20 protein-coding genes are annotated in these 23,822 nt (G+C 67.1%); 5 read left to right on the top strand and 15 right to left on the bottom strand.

Annotated elements, in window-relative coordinates; all coding sequences use genetic code 11:
* Positions 1 to 11: 11 nt before the first annotated feature.
* Complete coding sequence (locus AB4Y42_RS09790; RefSeq protein WP_368687606.1) at positions 12 to 1,274, bottom strand: efflux RND transporter periplasmic adaptor subunit; 1,263 nt, start codon at positions 1,272 to 1,274, stop codon at positions 12 to 14.
* A 434-nt stretch (positions 1,275 to 1,708) separates the two neighbouring features.
* Between AB4Y42_RS09790 and AB4Y42_RS09785 the strand changes: the two genes are divergently transcribed.
* Entirely contained in the window at positions 1,709 to 2,362 is a 654-nt protein-coding gene (locus AB4Y42_RS09785; RefSeq protein WP_368687605.1) for a TetR family transcriptional regulator, read from the top strand.
* Between the two features lie 68 nt (positions 2,363 to 2,430).
* On the opposite strand, the gene AB4Y42_RS09780 is transcribed toward AB4Y42_RS09785, so the two are convergent.
* Positions 2,431 to 3,072 carry a cysteine hydrolase family protein gene (locus tag AB4Y42_RS09780; protein ID WP_368694066.1) on the bottom strand — a complete coding sequence of 214 codons (642 nt, stop codon included), beginning with the start codon at positions 3,070 to 3,072 and terminating at the stop codon, positions 2,431 to 2,433.
* 138 nt (positions 3,073 to 3,210) lie between these two features.
* On the opposite strand from AB4Y42_RS09780, the gene AB4Y42_RS09775 reads away from it, so the two are divergent.
* Positions 3,211 to 4,197 carry a helix-turn-helix domain-containing protein gene (locus tag AB4Y42_RS09775; RefSeq protein ID WP_368687603.1) on the top strand — a complete coding sequence of 329 codons (987 nt, stop codon included), beginning with the start codon at positions 3,211 to 3,213 and terminating at the stop codon, positions 4,195 to 4,197.
* 48 nt (positions 4,198 to 4,245) lie between these two features.
* Here the strand turns inward: AB4Y42_RS09775 and AB4Y42_RS09770 are convergent, their stop codons facing one another.
* The 6 genes from AB4Y42_RS09770 to AB4Y42_RS09745 all read right to left on the bottom strand — a co-directional run bounded on the left by AB4Y42_RS09770 (position 4,246) and on the right by AB4Y42_RS09745 (position 10,121).
* On the bottom strand, positions 4,246 to 4,995 hold the full coding sequence (locus tag AB4Y42_RS09770) for a CoxG family protein (RefSeq protein WP_368687602.1): 750 nt from the start codon (positions 4,993 to 4,995) through the stop codon (positions 4,246 to 4,248).
* Positions 4,996 to 5,027: 32 nt separating this feature from the next.
* Entirely contained in the window at positions 5,028 to 5,393 is a 366-nt protein-coding gene (locus tag AB4Y42_RS09765; RefSeq protein WP_368687601.1) for a DUF427 domain-containing protein, read from the bottom strand.
* Positions 5,394 to 5,714: 321 nt separating this feature from the next.
* Entirely contained in the window at positions 5,715 to 6,221 is a 507-nt protein-coding gene (locus AB4Y42_RS09760) for a carboxypeptidase regulatory-like domain-containing protein (RefSeq protein ID WP_368687600.1), read from the bottom strand.
* A 195-nt stretch (positions 6,222 to 6,416) separates the two neighbouring features.
* Complete coding sequence (locus AB4Y42_RS09755) at positions 6,417 to 7,934, bottom strand: DegQ family serine endoprotease (RefSeq protein WP_368694065.1); 1,518 nt, start codon at positions 7,932 to 7,934, stop codon at positions 6,417 to 6,419.
* A 136-nt stretch (positions 7,935 to 8,070) separates the two neighbouring features.
* The gene (locus AB4Y42_RS09750) at positions 8,071 to 9,372 is read right to left on the bottom strand and encodes an ATP-binding protein (RefSeq protein WP_368694064.1); all 1,302 of its coding nucleotides are present in this window, start codon (positions 9,370 to 9,372) and stop codon (positions 8,071 to 8,073) included.
* An 86-nt stretch (positions 9,373 to 9,458) separates the two neighbouring features.
* Positions 9,459 to 10,121, bottom strand: a complete 663-nt coding sequence (locus AB4Y42_RS09745; protein ID WP_028205939.1) for a response regulator — start codon at positions 10,119 to 10,121, stop codon at positions 9,459 to 9,461.
* Between the two features lie 512 nt (positions 10,122 to 10,633).
* Between AB4Y42_RS09745 and dacB the strand changes: the two genes are divergently transcribed.
* The 3 genes from dacB to AB4Y42_RS09730 all read left to right on the top strand — a co-directional run bounded on the left by dacB (position 10,634) and on the right by AB4Y42_RS09730 (position 15,089).
* Entirely contained in the window at positions 10,634 to 12,223 is a 1,590-nt protein-coding gene (dacB, locus tag AB4Y42_RS09740) for a D-alanyl-D-alanine carboxypeptidase/D-alanyl-D-alanine-endopeptidase (RefSeq protein WP_368694218.1), read from the top strand.
* A 329-nt stretch (positions 12,224 to 12,552) separates the two neighbouring features.
* On the top strand, positions 12,553 to 13,527 hold the full coding sequence (locus tag AB4Y42_RS09735) for a sterol desaturase family protein (RefSeq protein WP_368694063.1): 975 nt from the start codon (positions 12,553 to 12,555) through the stop codon (positions 13,525 to 13,527).
* A gap of 182 nt (positions 13,528 to 13,709) precedes the next feature.
* A complete protein-coding gene (locus AB4Y42_RS09730; RefSeq protein WP_368694062.1) occupies positions 13,710 to 15,089 on the top strand; it encodes an acylhydrolase in 1,380 nt (459 codons plus the stop codon).
* A gap of 106 nt (positions 15,090 to 15,195) precedes the next feature.
* Here AB4Y42_RS09730 and AB4Y42_RS09725 read toward each other — a convergent pair whose 3' ends face one another.
* From AB4Y42_RS09725 to AB4Y42_RS09695, 7 genes are all read right to left on the bottom strand, one after another.
* The gene (locus tag AB4Y42_RS09725; protein WP_368687595.1) at positions 15,196 to 16,248 is read right to left on the bottom strand and encodes an L-threonylcarbamoyladenylate synthase; all 1,053 of its coding nucleotides are present in this window, start codon (positions 16,246 to 16,248) and stop codon (positions 15,196 to 15,198) included.
* Positions 16,249 to 16,262: 14 nt separating this feature from the next.
* Positions 16,263 to 17,480, bottom strand: coding sequence for a 5-(carboxyamino)imidazole ribonucleotide synthase (locus AB4Y42_RS09720; RefSeq protein WP_368687594.1), 1,218 nt, complete (start codon positions 17,478 to 17,480; stop codon positions 16,263 to 16,265).
* A 56-nt stretch (positions 17,481 to 17,536) separates the two neighbouring features.
* Positions 17,537 to 18,055, bottom strand: a complete 519-nt coding sequence (gene purE, locus AB4Y42_RS09715; protein ID WP_028205944.1) for a 5-(carboxyamino)imidazole ribonucleotide mutase — start codon at positions 18,053 to 18,055, stop codon at positions 17,537 to 17,539.
* 26 nt (positions 18,056 to 18,081) lie between these two features.
* On the bottom strand, positions 18,082 to 18,972 hold the full coding sequence (locus tag AB4Y42_RS09710; RefSeq protein WP_368694061.1) for a phosphoribosylaminoimidazolesuccinocarboxamide synthase: 891 nt from the start codon (positions 18,970 to 18,972) through the stop codon (positions 18,082 to 18,084).
* 231 nt (positions 18,973 to 19,203) lie between these two features.
* Positions 19,204 to 20,268: a class II fructose-bisphosphate aldolase gene (gene fba / locus AB4Y42_RS09705; RefSeq protein WP_368694060.1), complete on the bottom strand. Its 1,065-nt coding sequence runs from the start codon at positions 20,266 to 20,268 to the stop codon at positions 19,204 to 19,206.
* A gap of 383 nt (positions 20,269 to 20,651) precedes the next feature.
* On the bottom strand, positions 20,652 to 22,088 hold the full coding sequence (gene pyk, locus AB4Y42_RS09700) for a pyruvate kinase (protein ID WP_368687592.1): 1,437 nt from the start codon (positions 22,086 to 22,088) through the stop codon (positions 20,652 to 20,654).
* 429 nt (positions 22,089 to 22,517) lie between these two features.
* The gene (locus tag AB4Y42_RS09695; RefSeq protein ID WP_368694059.1) at positions 22,518 to 23,717 is read right to left on the bottom strand and encodes a phosphoglycerate kinase; all 1,200 of its coding nucleotides are present in this window, start codon (positions 23,715 to 23,717) and stop codon (positions 22,518 to 22,520) included.
* Between the last annotated feature and the right edge of the window lie 105 nt (positions 23,718 to 23,822).

Raw genomic sequence — 23,822 nt, 5'->3', positions numbered from 1 at the left:
CAGGCTCCCCGTTATTGCGCTGCGGAGGCGGCAGGTGCAGCCGAGGCAGCCTTCGGCCCCGATGCGGCGCTGGCGGCGTTCGCATAGCCCGAAGCCGTTGCCATGTCGGCCGAAGGCGCGCCCTGCGGCGGCGGCGGCGGCAGCTGCGCGGCAACCGGCTTGACCTGCAATCCCGGCTTGACCTTGTCGGTGCCCTGGACGATCACGCGGTCGCCGGCGTTCAGACCGCTCTGGACGACCCAGGCCTGGCCCTGCGTGCCCGCCGTGGTGATCGGCGTCGGCACGACCTTGTTGTCCTGGTTGACGACGTACACCGATGCCTGGCCCTTCTGGTCGTGCTGCACGCCGACCTGCGGGACGAGGAACGCGTTGTTGTTGATGCCTTCTTCGATGCGCGCGCGCACGAACATGCCCGGCAGCAGCACGCGGTCGGGGTTCGGGAAGATCGCGCGAACCGTGACCGAGCCCGTGGTCTGGTCAACGGTGACGTCGGAGAACTGGAGCTTGCCCTTTTCCGAATAGGTGCGGCCGTCTTCGAGGACGAGCGAAACCTTGGCGGCGTTCGGGCCGTTGGTCTTCAGGCGTCCTTCCTGGATTTCGCGGCGCAGCTTCAGGCCGTCGAGGCTCGACTGCGTGACGTCCACGTACATCGGATCGAGCTGCTGCACCGTCGACATCAAGGTGGCCGCGCTCGCCTGCACGTAGGCGCCCGGCGTGACCTGCGAGATACCGACCTGGCCCGAGACAGGCGAAGTGACGTCGGTATAGCCGAGGTTGATCTGCGCCGTGTCGATGGCGGCCTTGCCGGCGGCGACGTCGGCTGCGGCCTGGCCTTGGGCGGCAACGGCGTTGTCGTAGTCCTGCTTGCTCACCGCGTTGGCCTGCACGAGCACCCTGTAGCGCGCAACCAGCGCGTTCTGCGTGACGAGGTTGGCCTGCGCCTTGGCGAGCGTGGCCTTGGCGTTGTTGAGCGCGGCGATGTACGGCGCCGGGTCGATCTTGTAGAGCCGCTGGCCCGCCTTGACGAGCGCGCCTTCGGTGAATTCGCGGCGCAGCACGATGCCGTCCACCCGTGCGCGCACTTGCGCGACGAGGTAGGCACTGGTACGGCCGGGCAGCTCGGAGACGACCGGCACGGCGGTCGGCTGGAGGGTGACGATACCCACTTCGGGGGTTTGCGGCGGCGGCGCCGACTGCTTTTGCCCGCAGGCTGCGAGCACGATGGCAGCCGTCGCGACACTGATTAGGCGGAATGGAACCCGTTCGACGCGCATGGAGCGACCTCTGTCTATAACTGACAATAAAAGCGTGCGGCGTCCTGCAACGAGGAGGACGACCACGCACGCCAGCATCTGGCAAATACCTGACGGATAAACCCGGTACTTCTTCTAGAAAGGTGCGTTCCGGTCTGCATATCCGTCCGGGCGATACTGCCGCGCGCCGCCGCGAGAGGCGTCGCGCATTGGGGTTTCTACGACCACTTGGCCAAGGACGGATATTAACCGGACATCACCACTTGAGGCACCCAAGTGGTGGGGTGCTATTATAGATACATTCGCGAACGAATGTAAAAGGACGTTACGTAACCGTTGAGTGGTACTTCAGGAGCGATCCTCGCATCACCTCCATATTACAAATCAATACATTACGGTTCGCACCCCAAATACATTTATTCCCCTAACCCACTGCAACGCACTGACTTTACAAAATGGTCCGCCGAACGAAAGAGGAAGCGCTGGAGACGCGCAACCGGATCCTCGACGCCGCCGAACACGTCTTTTACGAAAAGGGCGTGTCGCGCACTTCGCTGGCCGACATCGCCCAGACTGCGGGCGTGACGCGCGGCGCGATCTACTGGCATTTCGAGAACAAGGGCGACCTGTTCACGGCCATGTTCGACCGCGTGGTGCTGCCGCTCGACGAGCTGAAGGTGGCATCGACCGATCCCGGCGAGCCCGACCCGCTCGGGCGCATGCGCGATCTATGTATTCTGTGTCTGCGCAATACGGCCACCGACGTGCGCCGCCGCCGCGTGTTCGAGATCCTGTTCCTCAAGTGCGAGTTCGTCGAGGAAATGGGCCCCGTGATGGCGCGCCATCAGACCGATATGCGCGAGGGGCTGGCCAGCATCGAGCAGGGTTTGCGCAATGCGATGTCGAAGGGTCAGCTGCCCGCCGACCTCGACCCGAAGCGCGCTTCGCGCGTGCTCCATTCGTTCATCGGCGGCGCGCTGCGCGATATGGCGATCCTGCCGGACGTGTTCGACGTGGCGAGCAACGCCGAACTGCACGTCGACGCCATGCTCGACGCGCTGCGCTTCAGCCCGTCACTGCGCATCGGGGCGGCCGAGCCGGACGCCTGAGCCCTGCGCGCGCAGTTCCCGGATCGACCGAGGCGGCCCGCTGACGAGGCCGCCTTTTTCTTGAGCGCTCAGGCCGGCACGCGGTTCGCGCGGGCCCGCTGATTCGACGCGTAGATGTTGTCGCGCGCGAGCGGCATACCTTTTTCGACGGCGGCAAGCCAGGCATCCGTGCTCACGACCGCCGCGAAGCGCGTGTGCATCACCACGCTGAACGCGCGGTGGATCTCCTCGGCGCTCGCCGTTCCCGCCTCGTTTGCATACGGCACCGCACCGGTCGCATCGGCCAGAAACTCCACGGCAAGACCCGCGTGGGTCGCCTCGAACACCGTCGACGCATCGCAGTTGTGCGTCATGTAGCCCACCACCGTGAGCGTGTCGATGCCGCGCCCGGCCAGCCAGGCCTTGAGATCGGTGCCCGCGAAGGCGCTAGGCAGCGCTTTTTCGACGTAGTGATCGCGCTCGCGCGAGGCCACGACCGGATGCAGCTCGGCGCCCACACTGCCGCGTGCGAAGAGCGGCGAATCCGCCGGGGCGACGTTCTGCACCACCACGACCGGCACGCCGGCGGCGCGCGCGGCGTCGATCGCGCGGCCGATATTGGCGAGCGACGTCTCGATGGGGGGATATTCGATCGGCAGATCGCCGCTGACATATTCGTTCTGCACGTCGATGACGACGAGCGCCCGGCGCGGATTTGCGGACATGGCCATGCCTCCTGGGGTTGAGTGAAACCGACCGGTCCGAAGACGCGCAGTCGATGGCGGGATTGTGGCGCTGCGTGCGCCCACGCGACAGTGGCCCGGATGACAACTTTCGCTAGAATCGGGCCATTCCTCTTCGGACTCGTCATGGCCACTGCTATCCGTCAGGCTCCTTCACCGGCCCCCTTGCGCGTCGCCGTGATCGCGTTCGACCGCATCAGCCCGTTCCATCTCTCGGTGCCTTGCGTCGTGTTCGGCGAAGACCGCAGCGAAGGCGGCGTGCCGCCGTTCGAACTCGCCGTCTGCGCGGCGGAGCCCGGCGCGCTCACGACCACGGCCGGCTTCACGATCGGCGCGCCACACGGCCTCGAGGGGCTGCGCGACGCGGACGTGATCGTCGTGCCGAGCTGGCGCGACACCCACGAGGCGCCGCCCGCCGCGCTTTGCGACGCGTTGCGCGACGCGCACGCGAGCGGCGCGATCCTCGTCGGGCTCTGTCTCGGCGCCTACGTGCTCGCGCACGCGGGCCTGCTCGACGACCGCCCGGGCACCACGCACTGGGCCGCCGCCGACGACTTCGCGCAGCGCTTTCCGGCCGTGCGCTTCGACCCCGGCGTGCTCTACATCGACGACGGCGACCTGCTGACCTCGGCGGGCACGGCGGCGGGACTCGACTGCTGCCTGCATCTCATGCGGCGCCTGTGCGGCTCGGGCGCCGCGAACTACGTGGCGCGGAGGCTCGTCGTGCCGCCGCATCGCCAGGGCAACCAGGCCCAGTACGTCCAGCAGCCGCTCGCGGCAGCCGGGCGCGGCGAGCGTCTGCCGGGTCTGCTCGACTGGATTCGCGCCCACCTCGACGCGCCCCACACGCTCGACTCGCTCGCGCAGCGCGCCCTGATGAGCCGGCGCACCTTCACGCGCCAGTTCCGTTCGACGACGGGAACGACGGTGAGCGCGTGGCTGCTCGGCGAGCGCCTCGCCCGCGCGCAGCAACTGCTCGAAAGCACCGATCAGCCGATCGACGCGATCGCCCAGCGCGCGGGCTTCGGCTCGGCGGCGTCGCTGCGTCAGCATTTCGTGGAGGCGTTCAGGATTTCGCCGTCGGCGTGGCGGCGGGAGTTTCGGGGCGCGTGAACGTTTCTTTGCGCGGTCCGGCGGGCGGCGCGCCGCCCGCCGCCTATTTCAGGTCGCGGTAAACCAGCGGGCCGCATAGAGCAGCAACGCGACGAAAAAGATCATCGCGGCCCACGCCCAATACGGCATGGCATGCGGCGGCGGTTCGTGATTCAGCGTGCTTGCCGCGCGGCCCGAAAGCGTGCCGCCCGCATGGTGCTGCGGCAGGATATGCGCGCGGCGGGCCAGACCGGCGAGGTTGATCGGCCGCAGGAACACGTGCTGCCGGCGCGGCTGCTCGCCCGCCACGCGGTTCGGCGCCTGGCCGTGCTTGACCGCAACTACGGCGCAGAACTCCGTGAAGAAGTCGTCGGCGAGCTCGTGCAGCGCGTTCTCGATCTGGCGCGGCGGCAGTTCGGAAAGCGGTCCCGTGAGCGTGGCCCACACCGAGTAGTCGATTCGCGTGCTCACATCCTTGCCCGTACCCGGCTCCCGCGTCGTGGCGCGCTCTTCGGGGCGCAGCGCGACGTCGATCTGGCCGCGCAGCGAGCCGATGCCGTCGGCGCGGGCGCGAAAGCTCAGCACGCGCCGGGGCGTGAGCGGCACCTGCGCCGTGTCACTGGCAATGTGGGCGCGCACTTCGTAGCGTGCGCGCAGCGGCCCGAGCGGCACCGTGAGCGTGATCGCGTATTCGCCGGGGCCGAGCCGCCTGAACGACTCGCAATGCTCCATGCTCGCGCGCACGAGCGCCACGTCCTGCAGCGCCGCCCAGACGGCGGCCGGTTCGAGCGGAATTCTCAACGCATCGTTCAGTTCCATGGCGGCTCCCCTATGCAAGCTACCGGGCCATTTCAGGAGGTCTGGTCGATCCGGTCCACGCGAGTCGCGTAGAAGGCCAGATACCCCTTGATGCCGCTTGCGTCATCGAGCGGCGCTTCGTAGCTCCAGGCCGCGTCGTCGACGCGCCCGTCTTCGGTACGCAAATGGAAATACGTCGCCTCCCCCTTGAACGGGCAATGCGAGATCTGTCCGGAGCGTTCGAGTCGCGCCATGTTCACGTCGGCGCGCGGAAAGTAGAAGACGTCGGGGTAGCCGGTTTCACAAAGGGTGACGGCGTGCAGCGTATCGGCAATGGTGATGCCGCCATGAATCACGCGCACGCGGTGACGGTTCGCGACGAGTTCGATGCGATGGTCCGCATCCGGTTCGACCGCCATGTTCGGCTCCCCTGTTGGTAGGCGGCGCCCGCGGCGCCCTGCCCTCGCCGGGCGGCAGGCCGCACCGGTTCGCGTGGCCCGCCGCCACGAAGGCGCGTGCCGTGCAATGCCACGGGATGGCCGCTCGCCAGCCGCCTGTTGCCGCGCCGGTCACGCAAGCGACGGCGACCGACGGCAACACGCGAACCTGCTCGCGAAACGCCTGAGCGATCGCGGCCTCCCCTCGGCCTCATTATCGGCCAAACTCGTCCTGGCTGCGTGAATCTTATGCGCGGCGCGCGTGCGGCAGTGCGCAAACGCGGCGGGGCCCGGCCAGGCGGCTTACCAGATGAACGCCGCCCGCGCGCTGCCGTTCGAGCCCACCGTCACGGCGCTCGTCTTGTCGACGCCCGCATGGCTCACATGCACGTTGTAGCGGCCCGGACGCACCTTGACGAGCATGTACGGCCCGCGGGAAGTCGTATCGAGCACGCTCGCGCCGTGCGAGTCGGTGATCTGCACGCGCACGTCCGCCACGTACTCGCCGCTGCGCTGGGTAAAGCGCAACGCCAGTGGCCAGTCGCGCTCCGCGCCGAGCAGCGCCCTGGATTCGTCGAGACCCACGCCGCCGGAGACGAACGACACGTCGCCCTGCTGCTGAACCTGGGGCATGCCGCCGCCGTTGGTGTTGCCGGCGCTCGTGTTGTCGGTGGTCGAGCCGCCGACCGTGCCCGAGGCATCGGCCTGCTGCGCCGCCGCGCCTCCCGCGTAGCCGAGCGCAAGCGTGGCCGCGAGAACCGTCGCGTAAGCGGTGGCATGAACGGGGCGCGAGTTGTGGAAACGCTTCATCGATCGCTCCTTTCAGGTTGTCCGATGTAATGCTCCCGCAAGGGGCATGCCCGATCAGCGCGTCGAAGGTTTGTGCGCCCCAAAAAACCGCTGCCGCCGGGGCCAGAGGCCAACGGCGGCAGCGCGGGTACAACGTAATGAAACCTGCTCTCGCCGCGAATCCGGCGCACGGAGCCGGACTCGCGACAGCAGGGATCAGCCGAGATCGACAGGCACGAAAATCTGTGCGTCGTCTCGCTGGATCAGGAGCGCAATGCTGTTGCCAGCCTTGGAAACCATTTGCTTGAGCTGATCGGCGCTCGTCACCGGGCGGCCATTCACGGCGAGAATCACGTCGCCGGGCTGGACACCCGCGTTTTCGGCTGCACCACCCGACTGCTGAACGAGCAGACCGTGATCGAGCGAGCCGCTGCTCTTCTCTTCCGGCGTGAGCGGGCGCACGGCGACGCCGAGGCGCCCTTGCATCTGCGCCTGCGGTGCCTCGTTCGAAGCCACCTTCGCGTCGCCCAGCGTGCCGATGGTTGCGGTGAGGTCCTTCGTGCTCTTGTCACGCCACACCTGAACATCGGCCTTCGTGCCCGGCTTCATGCCGGCGATGAGCGAAGGCAGAGCGGACGAGTCGTCCACGGCCTGGCCGTTCACGGACAGGATCACGTCGCCGGGCTTCAGGCCCGCCTTCGCGGCCGGACCGCTCGCGTCCACCGAGCTAACCAGCGCGCCGCGCGGCTTGTCCATGCCGAACGAGTTGGCGAGCGTCTGGTTCATCGACTGCACCGCGACGCCGAGACGCCCACGGCTCACGTGACCGGTCTTGACGAGTTCGTCCTTGACCTTGATCGCCTCATTGATCGGGATTGCGAACGAAAGGCCCTGGAAGCCGCCCGTCTGCGAATAGATCATCGAGTTGATGCCGATTACTTCGCCCTGCAGATTAAACAGCGGGCCGCCCGAATTGCCGGGGTTGACCGGCACGTCGGTCTGGATGAACGGCGTGTAGTTTTCGTCCGGCAGCGAGCGCGACTTCGCGCTGATGATGCCGGAGGTCACCGTGTTGTCGAAGCCGTACGGCGAGCCGATCGCCACCACCCACTGGCCAACCTTGCTCTGGCGCGGGTCGCCGATCTTCACGGTCGGCAGGTCCCTTGCGTCGATCTTGAGCACGGCGACGTCCGACTGCTTGTCCGCGCCCACGACCTTCGCCTTGTATTCGCGCTTGTCGGTGAGCTTCACCGTCACGACGTTGGCGCCGTCCACGACGTGCGCGTTCGTGAGAATGTAGCCGTCCGGGCTGACGATGAAGCCCGAGCCGAGGCTCGCACTCGGCTGGTCGGCCTGCGGACCATTGTCGCCGCCGCCCATGCCGGGCGCGCCGCCATAGAAGTGCTTGAAGAACTGGTAGAACGGATCGCTCGGATCGATCGGCAGTTGTTGCGAACCGCTGCCGCTGCCGCTGCCGCCGCTGCGCAGCGCCGTCTGCTTCACGACGTGCTTGGCGCTGATGTTGACCACCGCGGGCCCGTAGGTTTCCACGAGACCCGAGAAGTCGGGAATGCCAGTCTTGGCTGCGGCTTCGGCCGGCATCATCGCCGCGGCCTGGGCCTGCGAGATGACCTGCGGAGCAGGCAGATCACGGTGCCCTGCTACGTAGCCCGCCGACAATGCGACGACCACGGCGGCTGCCACGGCACTGCGGGAAAGAACTTTTGTATTCATTGCGGACTCCTTGCGCGGGGTACTCATCACGACGTACCGAAGAGTAAGCCGTGTCGCTTAAAGGAGTCTTAAGTACGCGGAAATCGCAACAATCGCGCAAACGCCCGCGCGGCGGGCATTTGCGGGCGATTGAGAATCAGAACCGCACGTCCACGAGCAGGCCGCCGGCGGGCGAATCGCCGAGTGTGATGGTCGCGTCGTGCTGATCTGCAATTCGTCGCACGATAGCGAGCCCGAGGCCCGTGCCGGCGATATCGGTGCGTGCGCGATTCGCGCCCGCGCCCACGCGATAAAAGCGATCGAACACGCGCGCACGCTCCTCTTCCGGGATGCCCGGCCCGCTGTCCGCGATGCGCACGCGCGGATGCCCGTCGACGACCGCGAGGCTCACGTCCACGCGGCCACCCGCGGGCGTGTATTTGGTCGCGTTGTCGAGCAGATTGTTGAGCATCACGCGCAACGCATCGGCGTCGCCATGCACGCTCGCCGCCGCGCTTTCCTCGATGCCGAGATCGACACCGCGCTGCTGCGCGAGCGGCGCATAGTTGAGCACGCAATCATCGAGCAGCGCATGCAGATCGACGTTCTGCGCACGCGCATGACCGTCGGGTTCGGAACGCGCGAGCGCAAGCAGCTGCTCGGCAAGACGCGTGGCGCGCGTCACGCCCGCCTGCAGATCGACGAGCGCTTCGCGGCGCGTTTCGTCATCCCTTGCGCGCGCAACGAGTTGCGCCTGGATCTGCACGGCGGCCAGCGGCGTGCGCAACTCATGCGCGGCATCGGCGACGAAGGCCTTCTGCGTATCGATGGCCTGCGCGAGGCGATCGAGCAGCGCGTTCAACGCATGCACGAGCGGCGTGACTTCGCGCGGCAAACGCTCTTCGGGCAGCGGATCAAGCGCTTCGGGATGACGCGTGTCGAGCGCGCGCGCGACGCGCGAGAGCGGCCTGAGCCCGCGACCCACCATGATCCAGACCGCGATGCCGAGAAACGGCAGCACCACGATGAGCGGCCAGAGCGTGCGCAACGCGACGTTCGCGGCGAGCCGGTTGCGCACCGAAACGGGCTGCGCGAGCTGCACGACGTTGTCGCCGACGATCGCGCCATACACGCGCCAGTCGCCGCGATCGGTGCGCTCCGTCGAAAAGCCGAGTTCCGCGCGCGGCGCGAGCGGCGCACGCGGATGCGAGTAGTACATGAGCACGCCGTTGCGATTCCAGATCTGCAGCACGATGCCTTCGTCGCCCGTGTCGCGCGAACTGAGGATCTCGTTGAATGGCTCGGAGGGCAGCGCCTCGGCGATTTCCTGCAGCTGGTAGTCGAACAGCTCGTTGGCTTCGGCGAGCGCCTGGCGATAGATCAGCCAGCCCGCGAGCCCAACGCCCGCGACGACGATCGCGAGCAGCCAGAACAGCAGTTGTCGTCGGATGGAACTCATCGGCTAAAGGGGTCTCCCTGTCGATCTGGGGTTAGCGCTTTGGCGCTTACTCCGGTCCCACGCATGGCCGCGCTTGATTACCTGCTTCATGCGTCTTTGGCGATCATGTAGCCGAGGCCGCGCACGTTGCGGATCAGGTCGGCCCCGAGCTTCTTGCGCAGCGCGTGAATATAGACCTCGACGGTATTGCTGCCGATCTCCTCGCCCCAGCCGTACATCTTCTCTTCGAGCTGGGTTTTCGAGAGCACCGCGCCCGGACGCGCGAGCAGCGCTTCGAGCAGCGCGAATTCGCGCGCCGAAAGCGCAACGGGCGAACCGTCCTGGGTGACCTGGTGCGAGGCCGGATCGAGCGTGATCGAGCCGTGGCGGATGGTCGAATCGCTGCGGCCCGCCTGGCGGCGGATCAGCGCGCGCATGCGTGCGCCCAGTTCGTCGAGATCGAAGGGCTTGATGAGGTAGTCGTCCGCGCCGGCGTCGAGACCCTTCACGCGGTCGGCGACGGCGTCGCGCGCGGTGAGAATCAGCACGGGCAGCGCCGCGCCGCGCGCGCGCAGGGTGCGCAGCACGTCGAGACCGTCGCGCCGCGGCAATCCGAGATCGAGCAGCATGAGATCGTAAGAATCCGCGCTCGCGGCGGAGAGGGCGGCATCGCCGTCTTCGACCCAGTCGACCGCGAAGCCTTCGCCGCGCAGCGCCTTGCGCACGCCTTCGGCGATCATGCGGTCATCTTCGACTAGCAGTATGCGCATCGTAATGTTGGCCGGGCGGCGCCGCTGCGCCGCGCTGCGTGAGTGGATGAGGATGCGAGCATTCTAGCGCCTGAACAGGGGCGCCGCGCCGCTGCGGCACGCAGCCGGTCGCGCTGCAATGGCGCGCGGGGTGGGCAGTGTTTGCATCACGCCACGCAATGTGCAACGTTTTCTTGCGGCAATGCGCGCACGCGGCGCGAGGTCTTTACAATGTGCGCTTTTGCGGCGCTCCACTCGTGATTCGGCCGCGATGCGCGCGTGCGGGCTTGTACAGTACGTTCAAGCGAGCGCATCGCGCGCGCACCACGAATCACACGCCGCCCCAATTTTCGCGTCCGCGCGCAGCACCGGAGAGTCTCCGCTTTCCGTACGCCGCGCGCGGCCCAAGCACCGCCCCTGCACTCGCCCGAACGCATTTCATGCTGCCCGCATCGCTGTCCCGCCTACGCTCCTTGTTCAGACTGCCTGCCTCGCACACCGACCGCACGCATCGCGCCGCCGCCACTGCGCGCCTGCCTCGACCGCTCGCCCTCGCTCTCGCCTGCGCCACGCTCGCCGCGGGCTTCGCCGCCGCGCCGGCCGCGTATGCGCAGCCCGAAGGCGCGCGCATTCCCTCGGTCAACGTGACCACCGTGCTGCCGCCCACCGTGATGGCGGGTCTGGAGCGCGCGCACGTGCCGCTCTCGTCGGTCAGCGTGGTGATCGAAAAGGTCGGCGACCGCCAGCCCAGCGTCGCCGTGAATGCCGGCCAGCCGATGATGCCAGCCTCGACGATGAAGCTCGTCACGACGTGGAGCGGCCTCGCGATGCTCGGTCCCGACTATCGCTGGAAAACGAGCGCCTATACCGACGGCGAACTCGATGCGAGCGGCACGCTGCACGGCAACCTCTATATCAAGGGCACAGGCGACCCGAAGCTCGTGCCCGAAGAGCTGATCGACCTCGTGCAGAAGATTCGCACGGCGGGCGTCGCGCGCATCGACGGCGCGCTCGTGCTCGACAAGAGCGAGTTCGATCCGTCCACGCGCGACCTGCCCTCGTTCGACGGCGACGACAGCGCGCCCTACAACGTCGGCCCCGATCCGCTGATGTACGCGTTCAAGTCGGTCTCGTTCACGTTCTCGCCCTCCCGCGAGGGCGTGTCGATCGACGTGGTGCCGCCCGTTGCGCAGTGGCAGATCGACAACCAGATCCGCGAGCGCGCCGGCGCCTGCGGCGGCATGCTGCCGAGCCCGCAGGTTTCGCCGGGCGGCAACGGCGTCGTCACCGCGAGCTTCGCGGGCAGCTACGCGATGCGCTGCGGCGAGCGCACGCTCAACATGGCCGCGCCCGTGGACCACAGCACGTTCTTCGCGGACGGCTTCCTCGCCCTCTGGCAGCAAACGGGCGGCAGCCTCTTCGCCACGCCGGCCGGCGCGGTGCGCGAAGGCGTCGTGCCGCCGCGCGCGCGTCTGCTCGCCGTGCACCAGAGCCCGCCGCTATCGGACGTCGTGCACGACATCAACAAGTTCAGCAACAACGTGATGGCGCGCAATCTGTTCCTCACGCTCGGCGCCGTCGAGGGCAAACCGCCTGCGACCACGGGCAAGGCCGCGACGGCCGTCAATACGTACCTCCGGCGCAGCGGCCTGAACATGCCCGAACTCGTGCTCGACAACGGCTGCGGCCTCTCGCGCGAAGAGCACGTCAGCGCGCTCTCTCTTGCGAACCTGCTGCAGAACGCGAACGCGAGCCCGGTCGCGCAGGTGTTCATCGACTCGCTGCCGGTCGTCGGCGTGGACGGCACGATGCGCAACCGCCTCACCAACGCGGGCGTGGAAGGCAACGCGCATATCAAGACGGGCACGCTGCGCGACGTGCGCGCCATCGCCGGTTACGTGGCAGCCGAGAACGGCGAGAGCTGGATCGTGGTGAGCCTCATCAACGATCCGCACGCCGAAGCGGCGCGCGCCGCGCACGACGCGCTGCTCGAGTGGGTCTACAAGGGCATGCCCGAAGAAAAGCCCGTGTACGTCGAGCCGCATCCGAAGCGCGCGGCAAAAGGGTCGAAGGTCGCGAAGGCCACGTACAAGGCTCCGGCCAGACGACGCGGCGCGCATTGACCACGCGCTACGCGCACGTTGCTTGCACACGGCGTGCACGCCGTTTCCGCGCCCGGCGGGCGCCGTGGACCTGTCCCCGCACGCCTCATCCGAGTTCGCCGCGATGCGTCGGGCTCGAAGTTTTCCTCTAGCAAAGCCCCGCCCGTCCGGGGCCCGGGGCGTGTACTCTGGCGAGCAAAGGCCGGTAATGCATTGAAAGTTTTATCTTGCGTGCCCGGCCATCGAGCCGCGCACCCTGCGAACGCACACCAACGCGGCCAATACGATACGAGACAACAAACGCCGCGCTGCCCGCCAGCGCCGCCCACGGGACAAGGAGGACGACGTTCGTGCAGTTCGACGCGCAATGGCTGCTGCTCGCCCTCGCCCCCGTGTTTCTCGCCTGCATCGGCTGGGAAGCGTGGCATCTCTCCCGCACACGGCCGCGCGCTGCATCGAACACCACCCCCGACAGCGCCCGCTACGCCTGGCCCGATACGCTGTGCAACGCCGCGCTCGCGCTCATGCACCAGGGCGCCGACAAGCTTGCGTGGCTCGTCGCGGTGCCCGTCTACGCCTATGTCTACCGGCACTTCCGGCTCGTTGCGTGGCAGCCGGGGCTCGTCGCATGGTTCGCACTCTTTATCGCGCAGGACCTGCTCTACTACGTGTTTCACCGTGCGAGCCATCGCGTGCGCTGGCTCTGGGCCGCGCACGTCGTCCACCATTCGTCGGAGCGCCTGAACCTTTCCACGGCGTTTCGCCAGAGCCTCATGTACCCCGTGGCGGGCATGTGGATCTTCTGGATTCCACTCGCCATGCTCGGCTTCACGCCGGAGCAGATCGTCGCGATCGTGCTCGTCAATCTCGCGTTCCAGTTCTTCGTGCACACCCAGGCCGTAGGCAAGCTCGGCTGGCTCGAAAACGTGTTCAACACGCCGTCGATGCATCGCGTCCACCACGCGCGCAACGCGCGCTATATCGATCGCAACTACGCCGGGGTGCTCGCGATCTGGGACCGCCTGTTCGGCAGCTATGTCGAGGAAGACGCGCACGACGCGCCCGATTACGGCATCGTCAAGCCGCTTGCATCATGCAATCCGCTTAACGCGACATTTCACGAATGGCTCGCGATGGCGCGGGACTTCGCGCGCATGTCCGGCTGGCGCTCGCGTCTCGCCGCGCTGTTCGCGCCGCCCGATTGGTGCGAGCGCCACGACGCGCTCGGCCTCGCCTCCGTGACGGCGCCGGCGACACCCGCGGGAACGCGCTACGGCGTGCCGGAAAACAACACCGAGGGTGAGTTCGGGTCGCGCAATAGCTGAGAGATTGCGTAGTCTGTCGGCCTTGGCCCTGACCCTGGGGCAGCAGCAAGCAGGGGGTTGCATGCAAGGCCGGCGATCGAGAAAAACATCGACAACGGGGCAGCCGCTCGTGCCACGAGCACCCGTTGCATGAGTAGGCAAGCATGGCATCAAAGGCCACACACAGAGGAGATGAAGTGAATATGAAGCATCAAGGACCGAGACACCGTACGCTGTTGCGCGCCACCCAGATCGCTGCCGCGAGCGCCGCCTTTGCGCTGCTCGCCGCCTGCGGTGGCGGCAGCGGGGGGAACAACAACGCGAGCACGCCGCCGCCGTCGGGCGTCAACATGCAGGTGGTGGCGTTCGGCACGAGCCTGACCGACGCGGGCACGTATTCGGAGCAGATTCTGCCGGGCTTCGGCGGCGGCCGCTTCACGACCAACCCGGGCGAAGTCTGGGCGCAGCATGTGTCCGAATACTTCGGCAACACGCTTTCGCCGGCCTTCGAAGGCGGCTTCGGTCTGCCGCTGACGGCAACGGGCGGCTTGGACTACGCGCAAGGCGGCGCGCTGGTGACGGGCGGCGGCGTGGCGAATACCAGCGCCGTGATCCCTGCCGCGAGCGAGCAGCCGGTCACTTGGCAGCTCCAGCAGTATCTGGCGCAGCACGGCAGCTTCAATGCGAATCAGCTCGTGCTCGTGGAAGGCGGCGCGAATGAAATCCTGAACCTGCTGGACAACAACGGTGCAGGTCTGACGGCATTCGGCACGGCGCTCGCGGCCACTCCATTTTCGACGCTCGTCAACGATCCCGCGACGCAGCAGAGCACGGTTACAACCCTGATGCAGGCCGGTTTCACGCAAGCGCAGGCGACAGCCCTGGTGCCGGCAGCCATCGCGCTCCAACTTGTCGCCAACCCGACCTACACAGCCAACTTCGCGACGGTGCTGCCGGTGATCACTGCAGCCAAAACGCTGGCGACCCTCGTCAATACGCAGATTGCCGGGACGCCCAAAGTCGCCGTCGCAACGGTGCCCGATATCGGCAAGACGCCGGCCGCATTGGCAGCCGATGCGGCGACGCCCGGGACAGTGCCTGGCTCGGCGACCGCGGCTGACACCGCGCTCACGCTCATCTCGGCAATGTACAACCTCACGCTGCTGGAGACGCTGCAACCCACGTTGGTGGCAAAGAAGGCCGTCGTGATCGATACGTTCTCGTGGCTCGACCAGACGATCCAGAACGCAGCGAGCCTTGGCTTCACGGTGACGAACACGGGCACGGCGTGCAACATCGCGCAGATGCAAACCGACGCCACGAACTACGCCCTCGCGAATCCGCAAGCGACGCTCGGACTGCCGGCCACGACGGATCCGACCATCCTGAAGGCTGCGGCAGCGCAATACGGCAGCAACTTCGGCAGCTCGCTGTTCTGCTCGCCGCAAACGCTGACGACGGCCAACGCGCCCACGACCTACATGTTCGCGGATCTCGTGCACCCGACCACCTCGCTGCACGCGCAGTTCGCGAACTTCGCTGAAACGCAGCTGGCTGCTGCGGGCATTGGCAAGGCGCCGTGACAAGCGTCGCTTGAGCCGCTTGCACCGGATCTTCCGGTGCAAGAAAAAACACCCCACGAACCGTCAGGCTCATGGGGTGTTTTTCATTGAACGCGAAAGAACGTGATCAGCCCTGCTGCTGCGCCTCGAACGCCGCCGCCGCCCGCCCCAACCGGTCATTGACCGCGATCCATTCGATCGTCTCCGGCAGCTTCTCGATGAGAATGCGCGAGACGTTCGCGCGATCGAGCGCGCGCAGCAAGCCATACAGTTCACGCGCATATTCCTGCGGCTCTTCCGGCGCGACGACGAAGTGCACGCCCTGGGCCTGCGCCCAAACGCCCGCGCGCGAGGCGCGCGCCACCAGCGCCACCGTTTCGCCCGCATCGCGCGCCGCCGCAAGCAGCGGCTCCAGCGCCTCGAACGGCAGCAGCGCGAGCGGCGTGCGCGGCGCGTAGTGCGCCTTGAGCGTGCCCGAGGCGCGCGGCGCCGTGGCGTCCGAGCCGTCGGGCAAGCGCGGCGCCTCGCCCAGCACGCGCGCGATGTCGTGCGGCGTCACGTGACCGGGCCGCAGCAACGCGGGAAATCCGCGCGAGAGATCGAGAATCGTCGATTCGATACCCACGTCGCATGCGCCGCCGTCGAGCACATGCACCGCCGCGCCGAATTCGTCGCGCACGTGCTGCGCCGTGGTCGGGCTCACGTGGCCGAAGCGGTTCGCCGACGGCGCCGCCACGCCGCCATGGCCGCCGCGACGCGCGGAAAACGCCGCCAGCAACTGCTGCGCGACCGGATGCGACGGGCAGCGCAGCCCCACCGAATCCTGGCCGCCGCTCACGGCGTCGGGAATGCGTTCGTGGCGCTTGACGATCAGCGTGAGCGGGCCGGGCCAGAAGGCGTCGACGAGCTTTTGCGCCGCCTCGGGCCACTGAGCGGCCCAGTACTGCGGGTCGCCGCCGGGCGGCAGGTGAACGATCACCGGATGGTTCGCCGGCCGCCCTTTGGCCGCGTAGATGCGCGCGACCGCCTCGGGGCTCGCCGCATCGCCGCCCAGACCGTAGACGGTCTCGGTCGGGAACGCGACCAGTTCGCCCGCGTCGAGCAGCGCGGCGGCGTGCTCGATGTCGGCATCGGTCAGAGGCGGCGCGCCATCGTGCGGCGCGTTCTGCTGATCGGACATGATGCGGCCCAACCTCAGCTCGTGGCGATGTGCAGCAGGCGCGCGCAGTCGCGCGCGGCCGTGCGCGCTTCGTCGAGCGTCGGCGCGGTGAAGTTCACGTGGCCCATCTTGCGGCCCGGACGCGCGTCTTCCTTGCCGTACAGATGCAGACGCGCGGCCGGCATCGAGGCCACCTGGTCCCACGGCGGCGTGACGGGCGCGGCGCCCTTCTGGGGCTTCGCCTCGCCCACGGCGCAGGGGAACCACACGTCGCCGAGAATGTTCAACATCACGGCCGGCGAGTGCTGGCGCGTGTCGCCGAGCGGCATGGCCGTCATGGCGCGCACCTGCTGCTCGAACTGGCTCGTGGCGCACGCATCGGTCGTGTAGTGGCCCGAGTTGTGCGGACGCGGCGCCATTTCGTTGGCGACGAGCGAGCCGTCTTCGAGGATGAAGAATTCCACGCACAGCACGCCCACATAGCCGAGCTTCGCCGCGATCTGGATCGCGGCCTGCTGGGCCTGCTGCACGAGCGCGGGGCTGGCGTCCGGCGCGGGCACGATGGTGTGCGAGAGCACGCCGTTGCGGTGCGTGTTCTGCGCGAGCGGATAGACCACGGCCTGGCCGTTCGTGCCGCGCGCGATCAGGGCGCTCACCTCGAATTTCAGCGGCAGGCGCTTTTCGAGCACGCACGGCACGCCGCCGAGCGACGCATGCGCCTCGCGCACTTCCTCGGCGTTGGAGACACGAATCTGGCCTTTGCCGTCGTAGCCCATGCGCGCGGTCTTGAGAATGCCCGGCAGCACGGCGGCGAGCGCCTTGTCGTCGATGCCGGCGAGCGCCTGCGACGACTCGATCACCACGTGCGGCGCGACCGGCACGCCGGCCGCCGCGATAAAGCGCTTCTCGGCGATGCGGTCCTGCGCCACCGCCACGCAGCGCCCGGCCGGGCTCACGAAGGTCGACTTCGCGAGCGTGTCGAGGCTCGCCGCGGGCACGTTCTCGAACTCGGTCGAGATGGCCGCGCACAGGCGCGCGAGTTCGGTGAGCGCCGCTTCGTCGTCGTACGCGGCGCAGATGTGGCGGTCGGCCACAGTGCCCGCGGGGCTGGTCGCGTCGGGATCGAGCACGGCGACGCGGTAGCCCATCGCCTGCGCGGCAAAGCAGAACATGCGGCCGAGCTGGCCGCCACCCACCATGCCCAGCCAGGCGCCGGGCAGGATCGGTGAAACCGGTGAATTGTCAGGAGTCATCTTCGTGGTCGGCCGCGGGATGGCCGCGGCGCGTGGGGACGATCAAAGCGGGGCAATCAAAGCGGGGGCAGCACCATGGCGTGCGCCGCTTCGTTCTGGCGCACGCGGAAAGCCGCGAGCTTGTTCGCGTATTCGGTGTTGGTCACGCTCAGGATCGAGACGGCGAACAGCGCCGCATTGGCCGCGCCCGCCTCGCCGATGGCGAAGGTCGCGACCGGCACGCCCTTGGGCATCTGCACGATCGAGTGGAGCGAATCCACGCCTTTCAGATACTTGCTGACCGCCGGCACGCCCAGCACGGGCACCGTGGTCTTGGCCGCCAGCATGCCTGGCAGGTGCGCCGCGCCGCCCGCGCCGGCGATGATCGCGCGCAGGCCGCGCTCGCGCGCCTTTTCCGCGTACTCGAACATCTCGTCGGGCATGCGGTGCGCCGAGACCACCTTGGCCTCGTACGCGACGCCGAACTCCTGCAGGATCGCGACCGCGTGCTTCATCGTGTCCCAGTCGGAGCTGGAGCCCATCAACACGCCGACGAGCGGCGCCGCATGCTGGTGAGCCGTCTGAACTTCGCTCATTGTGCTTCCTTCTTCCCTCTTCTCGCTTACGCGAGCTTTTGACCCGTGAGACGCTCGAGCGCCTCCTGATACTTCGCCGACGTTTTGGCGATCACGTCGTCCGGCAGCTTGGGCGCCGGCGGCTCCTTCTTCCAGTCCTGGGTTTCGAGCCAGTCGCGCACGAACTGCTTGTCGAACGACGGCGGGTTCGAGCCCACCTGATACTGGTCGGCCGGCCAGAAGCGCGACGAGTCGGCGGTGAGCGCCTCGTCCATCAGATACAGCTGGCCGTGGTTGTCGAGACCGAATTCGAACTTCGTGTCAGCGATGATGATGCCGCGCGTGGCCGCGTAGTCGGCGGCTTCCTTGTACAGCTTGATCGAAATTTCCTTGATGGTGCGCGACAGCTCGGTGCCGATGCGGCGCTCCATCTCTTCGTACGTGATGTTCTCGTCGTGGTGGCCCATTTCGGCCTTGGCTGCGGGCGTGAAGATCGGCTCGGGCAGCTTTTGTGCATTCTGCAGGTCCGGCGGCAGTTCGACGCCGCACACGGCACCCGTTGCCTGATAGTCCTTCCAGCCGCTGCCGGCCAGATACCCGCGCACCACGGCTTCCACGAGAATCGGCTCGAGGCGCTTCACCACGACGGCGCGGCCCTTGACCTGCTCGACTTCGTCGGCGGCCACGACCGTTTCCGGCGCGACACCCGTGAGGTGGTTCGGCACGACGTGCTTGAGCTTTTCGAACCAGAAGTCGGCCATCTGGTTGAGCACCTCGCCCTTGCGCGGAATCGGCTCGCCCATGATGACGTCGAACGCCGACAGACGGTCGGTGGTGACGATCAGCAGCTTGTCGTTGCCCACGGCATAGTTGTCGCGGACCTTGCCGCGGCCGAGAAGCGGCAGCGAGCGGAGCGTGGATTCGTAGAGGGTAGACATCGTCGTGATTCGCTAAAAGGACAATCGAAACGGAGGCGGGTTCGGTCCAGAACCGCGGTTGCAACCGCGCCAGGAAACCGTAAAACCGGAGGTAATGCGAGGGTAAACCAAAAACCGGCAAATTTCCCGGAAAAGCCCATCGCCGTTCCCCCAAAACAGGCGGAAACGGCGATGTTTTGACTACTCGAGGCGCGGCCGGCAACGCGCGACGCGCCTGGCGCAGAAGCCCGCTTAGCGAACGATCTGCGCGAATTCGCCCGACTTGTACTTTTCGGCGATCTTGTCGAGCGCGACCGGCTTGATCTTGCCGGCCTGGCCTTCCGAGCCGAACGCGAGGAAGCGGTCCACGCACACCTTCTTCGCGGCTTCGCGAGCCGGCTTCAGGTAGTCGCGCGGGTCGAACTTCGACGGGTTTTCATACATATAGCGACGGATCGTGCCCGTGATCGCCAGACGCAGGTCGGTGTCGATGTTGATCTTGCGCACGCCGTGACGGATGCCTTCCTGGATCTCTTCGACCGGCACGCCGTACGTTTCCTTCATGTCGCCGCCGAATTCGCGAATCTCGGCCAGCAGTTCCTGCGGCACCGACGACGAACCGTGCATCACGAGGTGCGTGTTCGGAATGCGCGCGTGGATTTCCTTGATGCGCTGGATCGACAGGATGTCGCCCGTGGGCTTCTTGGAGAACTTGTACGCGCCGTGCGAGGTGCCGATGGCGATGGCCAGCGCGTCGCACTGCGTGAGCTTCACGAAGTCGGCGGCCTGCTCCGGATCCGTCAGGAGCTGCTCGCGCGTCATCGTGCCTTCGGCGCCGTGACCGTCTTCCTTGTCGCCCTTCATCGTTTCCAGCGAACCGAGCACGCCCAGTTCCGCTTCGACCGTGACGCCGATCGAGTGCGCCATTTCGACGACCTTGCGCGAGACTTCGACGTTGTACTCATACGATGCGACCGTCTTGCCGTCGGCTTCGAGCGAGCCGTCCATCATCACGCTGGTGAAACCGCTGCGGATCGCCGCCATGCAGACCGCCGGCGACTGGCCGTGGTCCTGGTGCATCACGACCGGAATATGCGGATACGACTCGACCGCGGCTTCGATCAGGTGACGCAGGAAGGGCTCGCCCGCGTACTTACGCGCGCCGGCCGATGCCTGCATGATCACCGGCGAACCGACCTGGTTCGCGGCTTCCATGATCGCCTGGACCTGTTCCAGGTTGTTCACGTTGAACGCGGGCAGGCCATAACCGTGTTCAGCCGCATGGTCGAGCAGTTGACGCATTGATACGAGAGGCATTGTTGCTACTCCTTTGATTTGAAACGAAATGCTTCTGCCGCCGGCTGTCTTGCGCAGCCGGTCGAGGGCGGCCTGGCAGCCGCCGCCCGCGTGACCTGCCGCGGGCTCGATGGCGTGATTTTATCGCGAAGCGCGTCCGTTCCCGGCGCCAGGCACGTAACTGGCATGAAATTGGCGTATCGGAGCGTCAAAAGCGCGAGAAGGTGCAAAAGGAGTTGACAGCCCGCGCGCCGTTTCTCCGGCGTACGGGCTGCAATTGCGGGGAAAAGGCGTCTAAGTGGCACCGATCTGGCGCCGATCTGATACCAGTGTGATACCAGTCGGCGCCCACCGCATTTATTTTCGGGAGTCGCGAAAATAAAGCGAAAAAAATCGTCGCGAGATTACAGCACGTCGCCGACGCGCACGATCTTCAGCGTGTTCGTGCCACCCGGCTGCCCCATCGGCTCGCCCACGGTCAGCACGACCATGTCGCCGCGCGACGCATAGCCCTTGCTCACCACCACCTCGATGGCCTGCTGAAGCGCCGTGTCGCGGTCGCTGCTCGTGTCGAGGTGCAGCGGCGTGACGTTGCGGTAGAGCGACATGGCGCGCTCGCTGCCTGCGCGCGGCGTGAGCGCGAAGATCGGCACGTGGGTCCAGTGGCGCGACATCCAGAGCGCGGTCGAGCCCGACTCCGTGAGCGCGACGATCGCCTTCGCGCCCAGGTGGTAGGCCGTGAACAGCGCGCCCATGGCGATCGACTGGTCGATGCGCGTGAAGGTGCGGTCGAGGAAGTCCTTGTCCAGCTCGGATTGCTCCGACTTCTCCGCTTCCAGACAGATCGCGGCCATGGCCTCGATGGTCTGCACCGGGTACTTGCCCGCCGCCGATTCGGCCGAGAGCATCACCGCGTCCGTGCCGTCGAGCACGGCGTTGGCGACGTCCGAGACCTCGGCGCGTGTGGGCACCGGTGCGTGGATCATCGACTCCATCATCTGCGTGGCCGTGATGACGAGCTTGTTCGAGTCGCGCGCCATGCGGATCATGCGCTTTTGCAGCGCCGGCACGGCGGCATTGCCCACTTCCACGGCCAGGTCGCCGCGCGCGACCATGATGCCGTCCGACGAATCGAGAATTTCCTGCAGCGCCGGAATCGCTTCGGCGCGCTCGATCTTCGCGATCATCTTCGGCTTGATGCCGTACGGCGCGCCCGCGATGTTCGCGAGCTGGCGCGCCATTTCCATGTCGGTGGCGTTCTTCGGGAACGACACGGCGACGAAGTCCGCGCCCAGCGACATCGCCGTGCGGATGTCTTCCATGTCCTTCGCGGTGAGCGCGGGCGCCGTCAGGCCGCCGCCCTGGCGGTTGATGCCCTTGTTGTTCGACAGCTCGCCGCCGACCTTCACGGTCGTGTGGATCTCGCTGCCGATCACGCGCGACACGTCGAGCACGATCAGGCCGTCGTTGAGCAACAGGATGTCGCCCGGCTTCAGGTCGCGCGGCAGGTCCTTGTAGTCGAGACCGACGCGCTCGTCATTGCCGAGCTCGCATTCGGCGTCGAGGATGAACGGATGGCCCGGCTCGAGCGTCGTCTTGCCATTCTCGAATTTGCCGACGCGAATCTTCGGGCCTTGCAGGTCCGCCATGATCGCAACTTCTCGGCCAGCCTGGCGGGCGCAGTCCCGCACCATTTCAGCACGCTGACGGTGATCGTCGGCGGTGCCGTGCGAAAAGTTGAGGCGCACCACGTCCAGTCCTGCGCGGATCATTTTCAGCAGGATGTCCGGCGTGCTGGAAGCCGGACCGATGGTGGCGACAATCTTGGTGGCGCGATGCATGAGTCTCCTCGTCTGGATAGGATCGCTGGGAAAACCGTTGCTGCGAGAAGTGCTGGCCGGCTGAGCCGCGGGTGCGGAGGCGCCGGAACGCGCACCGGGTCTACCCGGCGTCGCTTTCTTGGAGGGCGCCGCGGGGCTCACATGAGCCGCTGCGGCGCTATCTACATGCGTAGTCGTATTCGATGCGGGCGTGGCTGGGCGCCCTGTCGGAATCTGTGCGGCTGTCGATTCAGCAGTCGACTGCGTCGCCGCAATGTCCTTTTCGGCAGCGGCGGCGGGGGTCGCGTCGGCCCTCGCCTTTTCCGTCTCTGCCTGGGGCGCTGCGCGCCCCTTCTGGTTTGCTGCGGCCCCGGCTGCGCTGCGCGACTTCTGTGCGCCTGCACGAGGAAGTTTGCTCATGGCCTTCCCGGCCGGGGCGCGCGGCGCCACTTAGCCGGCCGCCCGCGTTTCGAGCACTTCGACCGCCGGCAGCTTCTTGCCTTCGAGGAACTCGAGGAAGGCGCCGCCGCCGGTGGAGATATAGCTGACCTTGTCGGCAATGTTGTACTTCGCGATGGCCGCGAGCGTGTCGCCGCCGCCGGCGATCGAGAACGCGCCCGAACCGGCGATCGCATCCGCGAGCGTCTTCGTGCCGTTGCCGAACTGGTCGAACTCGAACACGCCGACCGGGCCGTTCCACACGATCGTGCCGGCCTGCGCGAGTTGCGCGGCGAGTGCGTTGGCGGTGACGGGACCGATGTCGAGGATCATGTCGTCGTCGGCCACGTCGGCCACGGTCTTCGTCTCGGCCCTGGCCGTCGGCGCGAATTCCTTGGCGGTCACGACGTCGGTCGGGATCGGCACCGAGGCGCCGCGTGCGCGCGCCGCGTCGATGATGGCCTTCGCGTCGTCGATGAGATCGACCTCGGCAAGCGACTTGCCGATCTTCAGGCCTGCCGCGAGCATGAACGTGTTGGCGATGCCGCCGCCCACGATCAGCTGGTCGACCTTCTCGGCCAGCGACTTGAGAATGGTGAGCTTGGTCGAGACCTTCGAGCCGGCGACGATCGCCACCAGCGGGCGCTTCGGCGCGCCGAGGGCCTTGCCGAGCGCGTCGAGTTCGGCGGCCAGCAGCGGACCCGCGCAGGCCGTCGGCGCGTACTTCGCGATGCCGTAGGTCGTGGCTTCGGCGCGGTGGGCGGTGCCGAACGCGTCGTTCACGTAGATATCGCAGAGCTTCGCCATCTTTTGCGAAAGCTCGTCCGAGTTCTTCTTCTCGCCCTTGTTGACGCGGCAGTTTTCGAGCAGCACCACGTTGCCCGGCTCGACGTTCACGCCGTTTTCCACCCAGTTCGCGACCAGCGGCACGTCGCGGCCGAGCAGTTCGGCGAGGCGCTTCGCGACCGGCGCGAGGGAGTCTTCGGGCTTGAATTCGCCTTCGGTCGGGCGGCCCAGGTGCGAGGTGACCATGACGGCCGCGCCGGCGTCGAGTGCGGCCTTGATGGCCGGCACGGAGGCGCGCACGCGGGTGTCTTCGGTGATGTTGCCGTTGTCGTCCTGCGGCACGTTCAGGTCGGCGCGGATGAATACGCGCTTGCCCTTCAATTTGCCTTCGGAGATCAGATCGGAAAGACGCAGAACCTTGTTCATGGGCATGTCATCTTGATGGTGGGAAGGCGGTGGCAAGGCGATGCGGCGCCGCAAGCCATACTCTGGCGCGGCAAGACGTGCGCAGCGTGCGCAGCGGCACGGCGC

This window comes from Paraburkholderia sp. EG286B (assembly GCF_040965655.1).
GTDB lineage: Bacteria > Pseudomonadota > Gammaproteobacteria > Burkholderiales > Burkholderiaceae > Paraburkholderia.
This window is presented reverse-complemented; position numbering and strand designations above follow the sequence as displayed.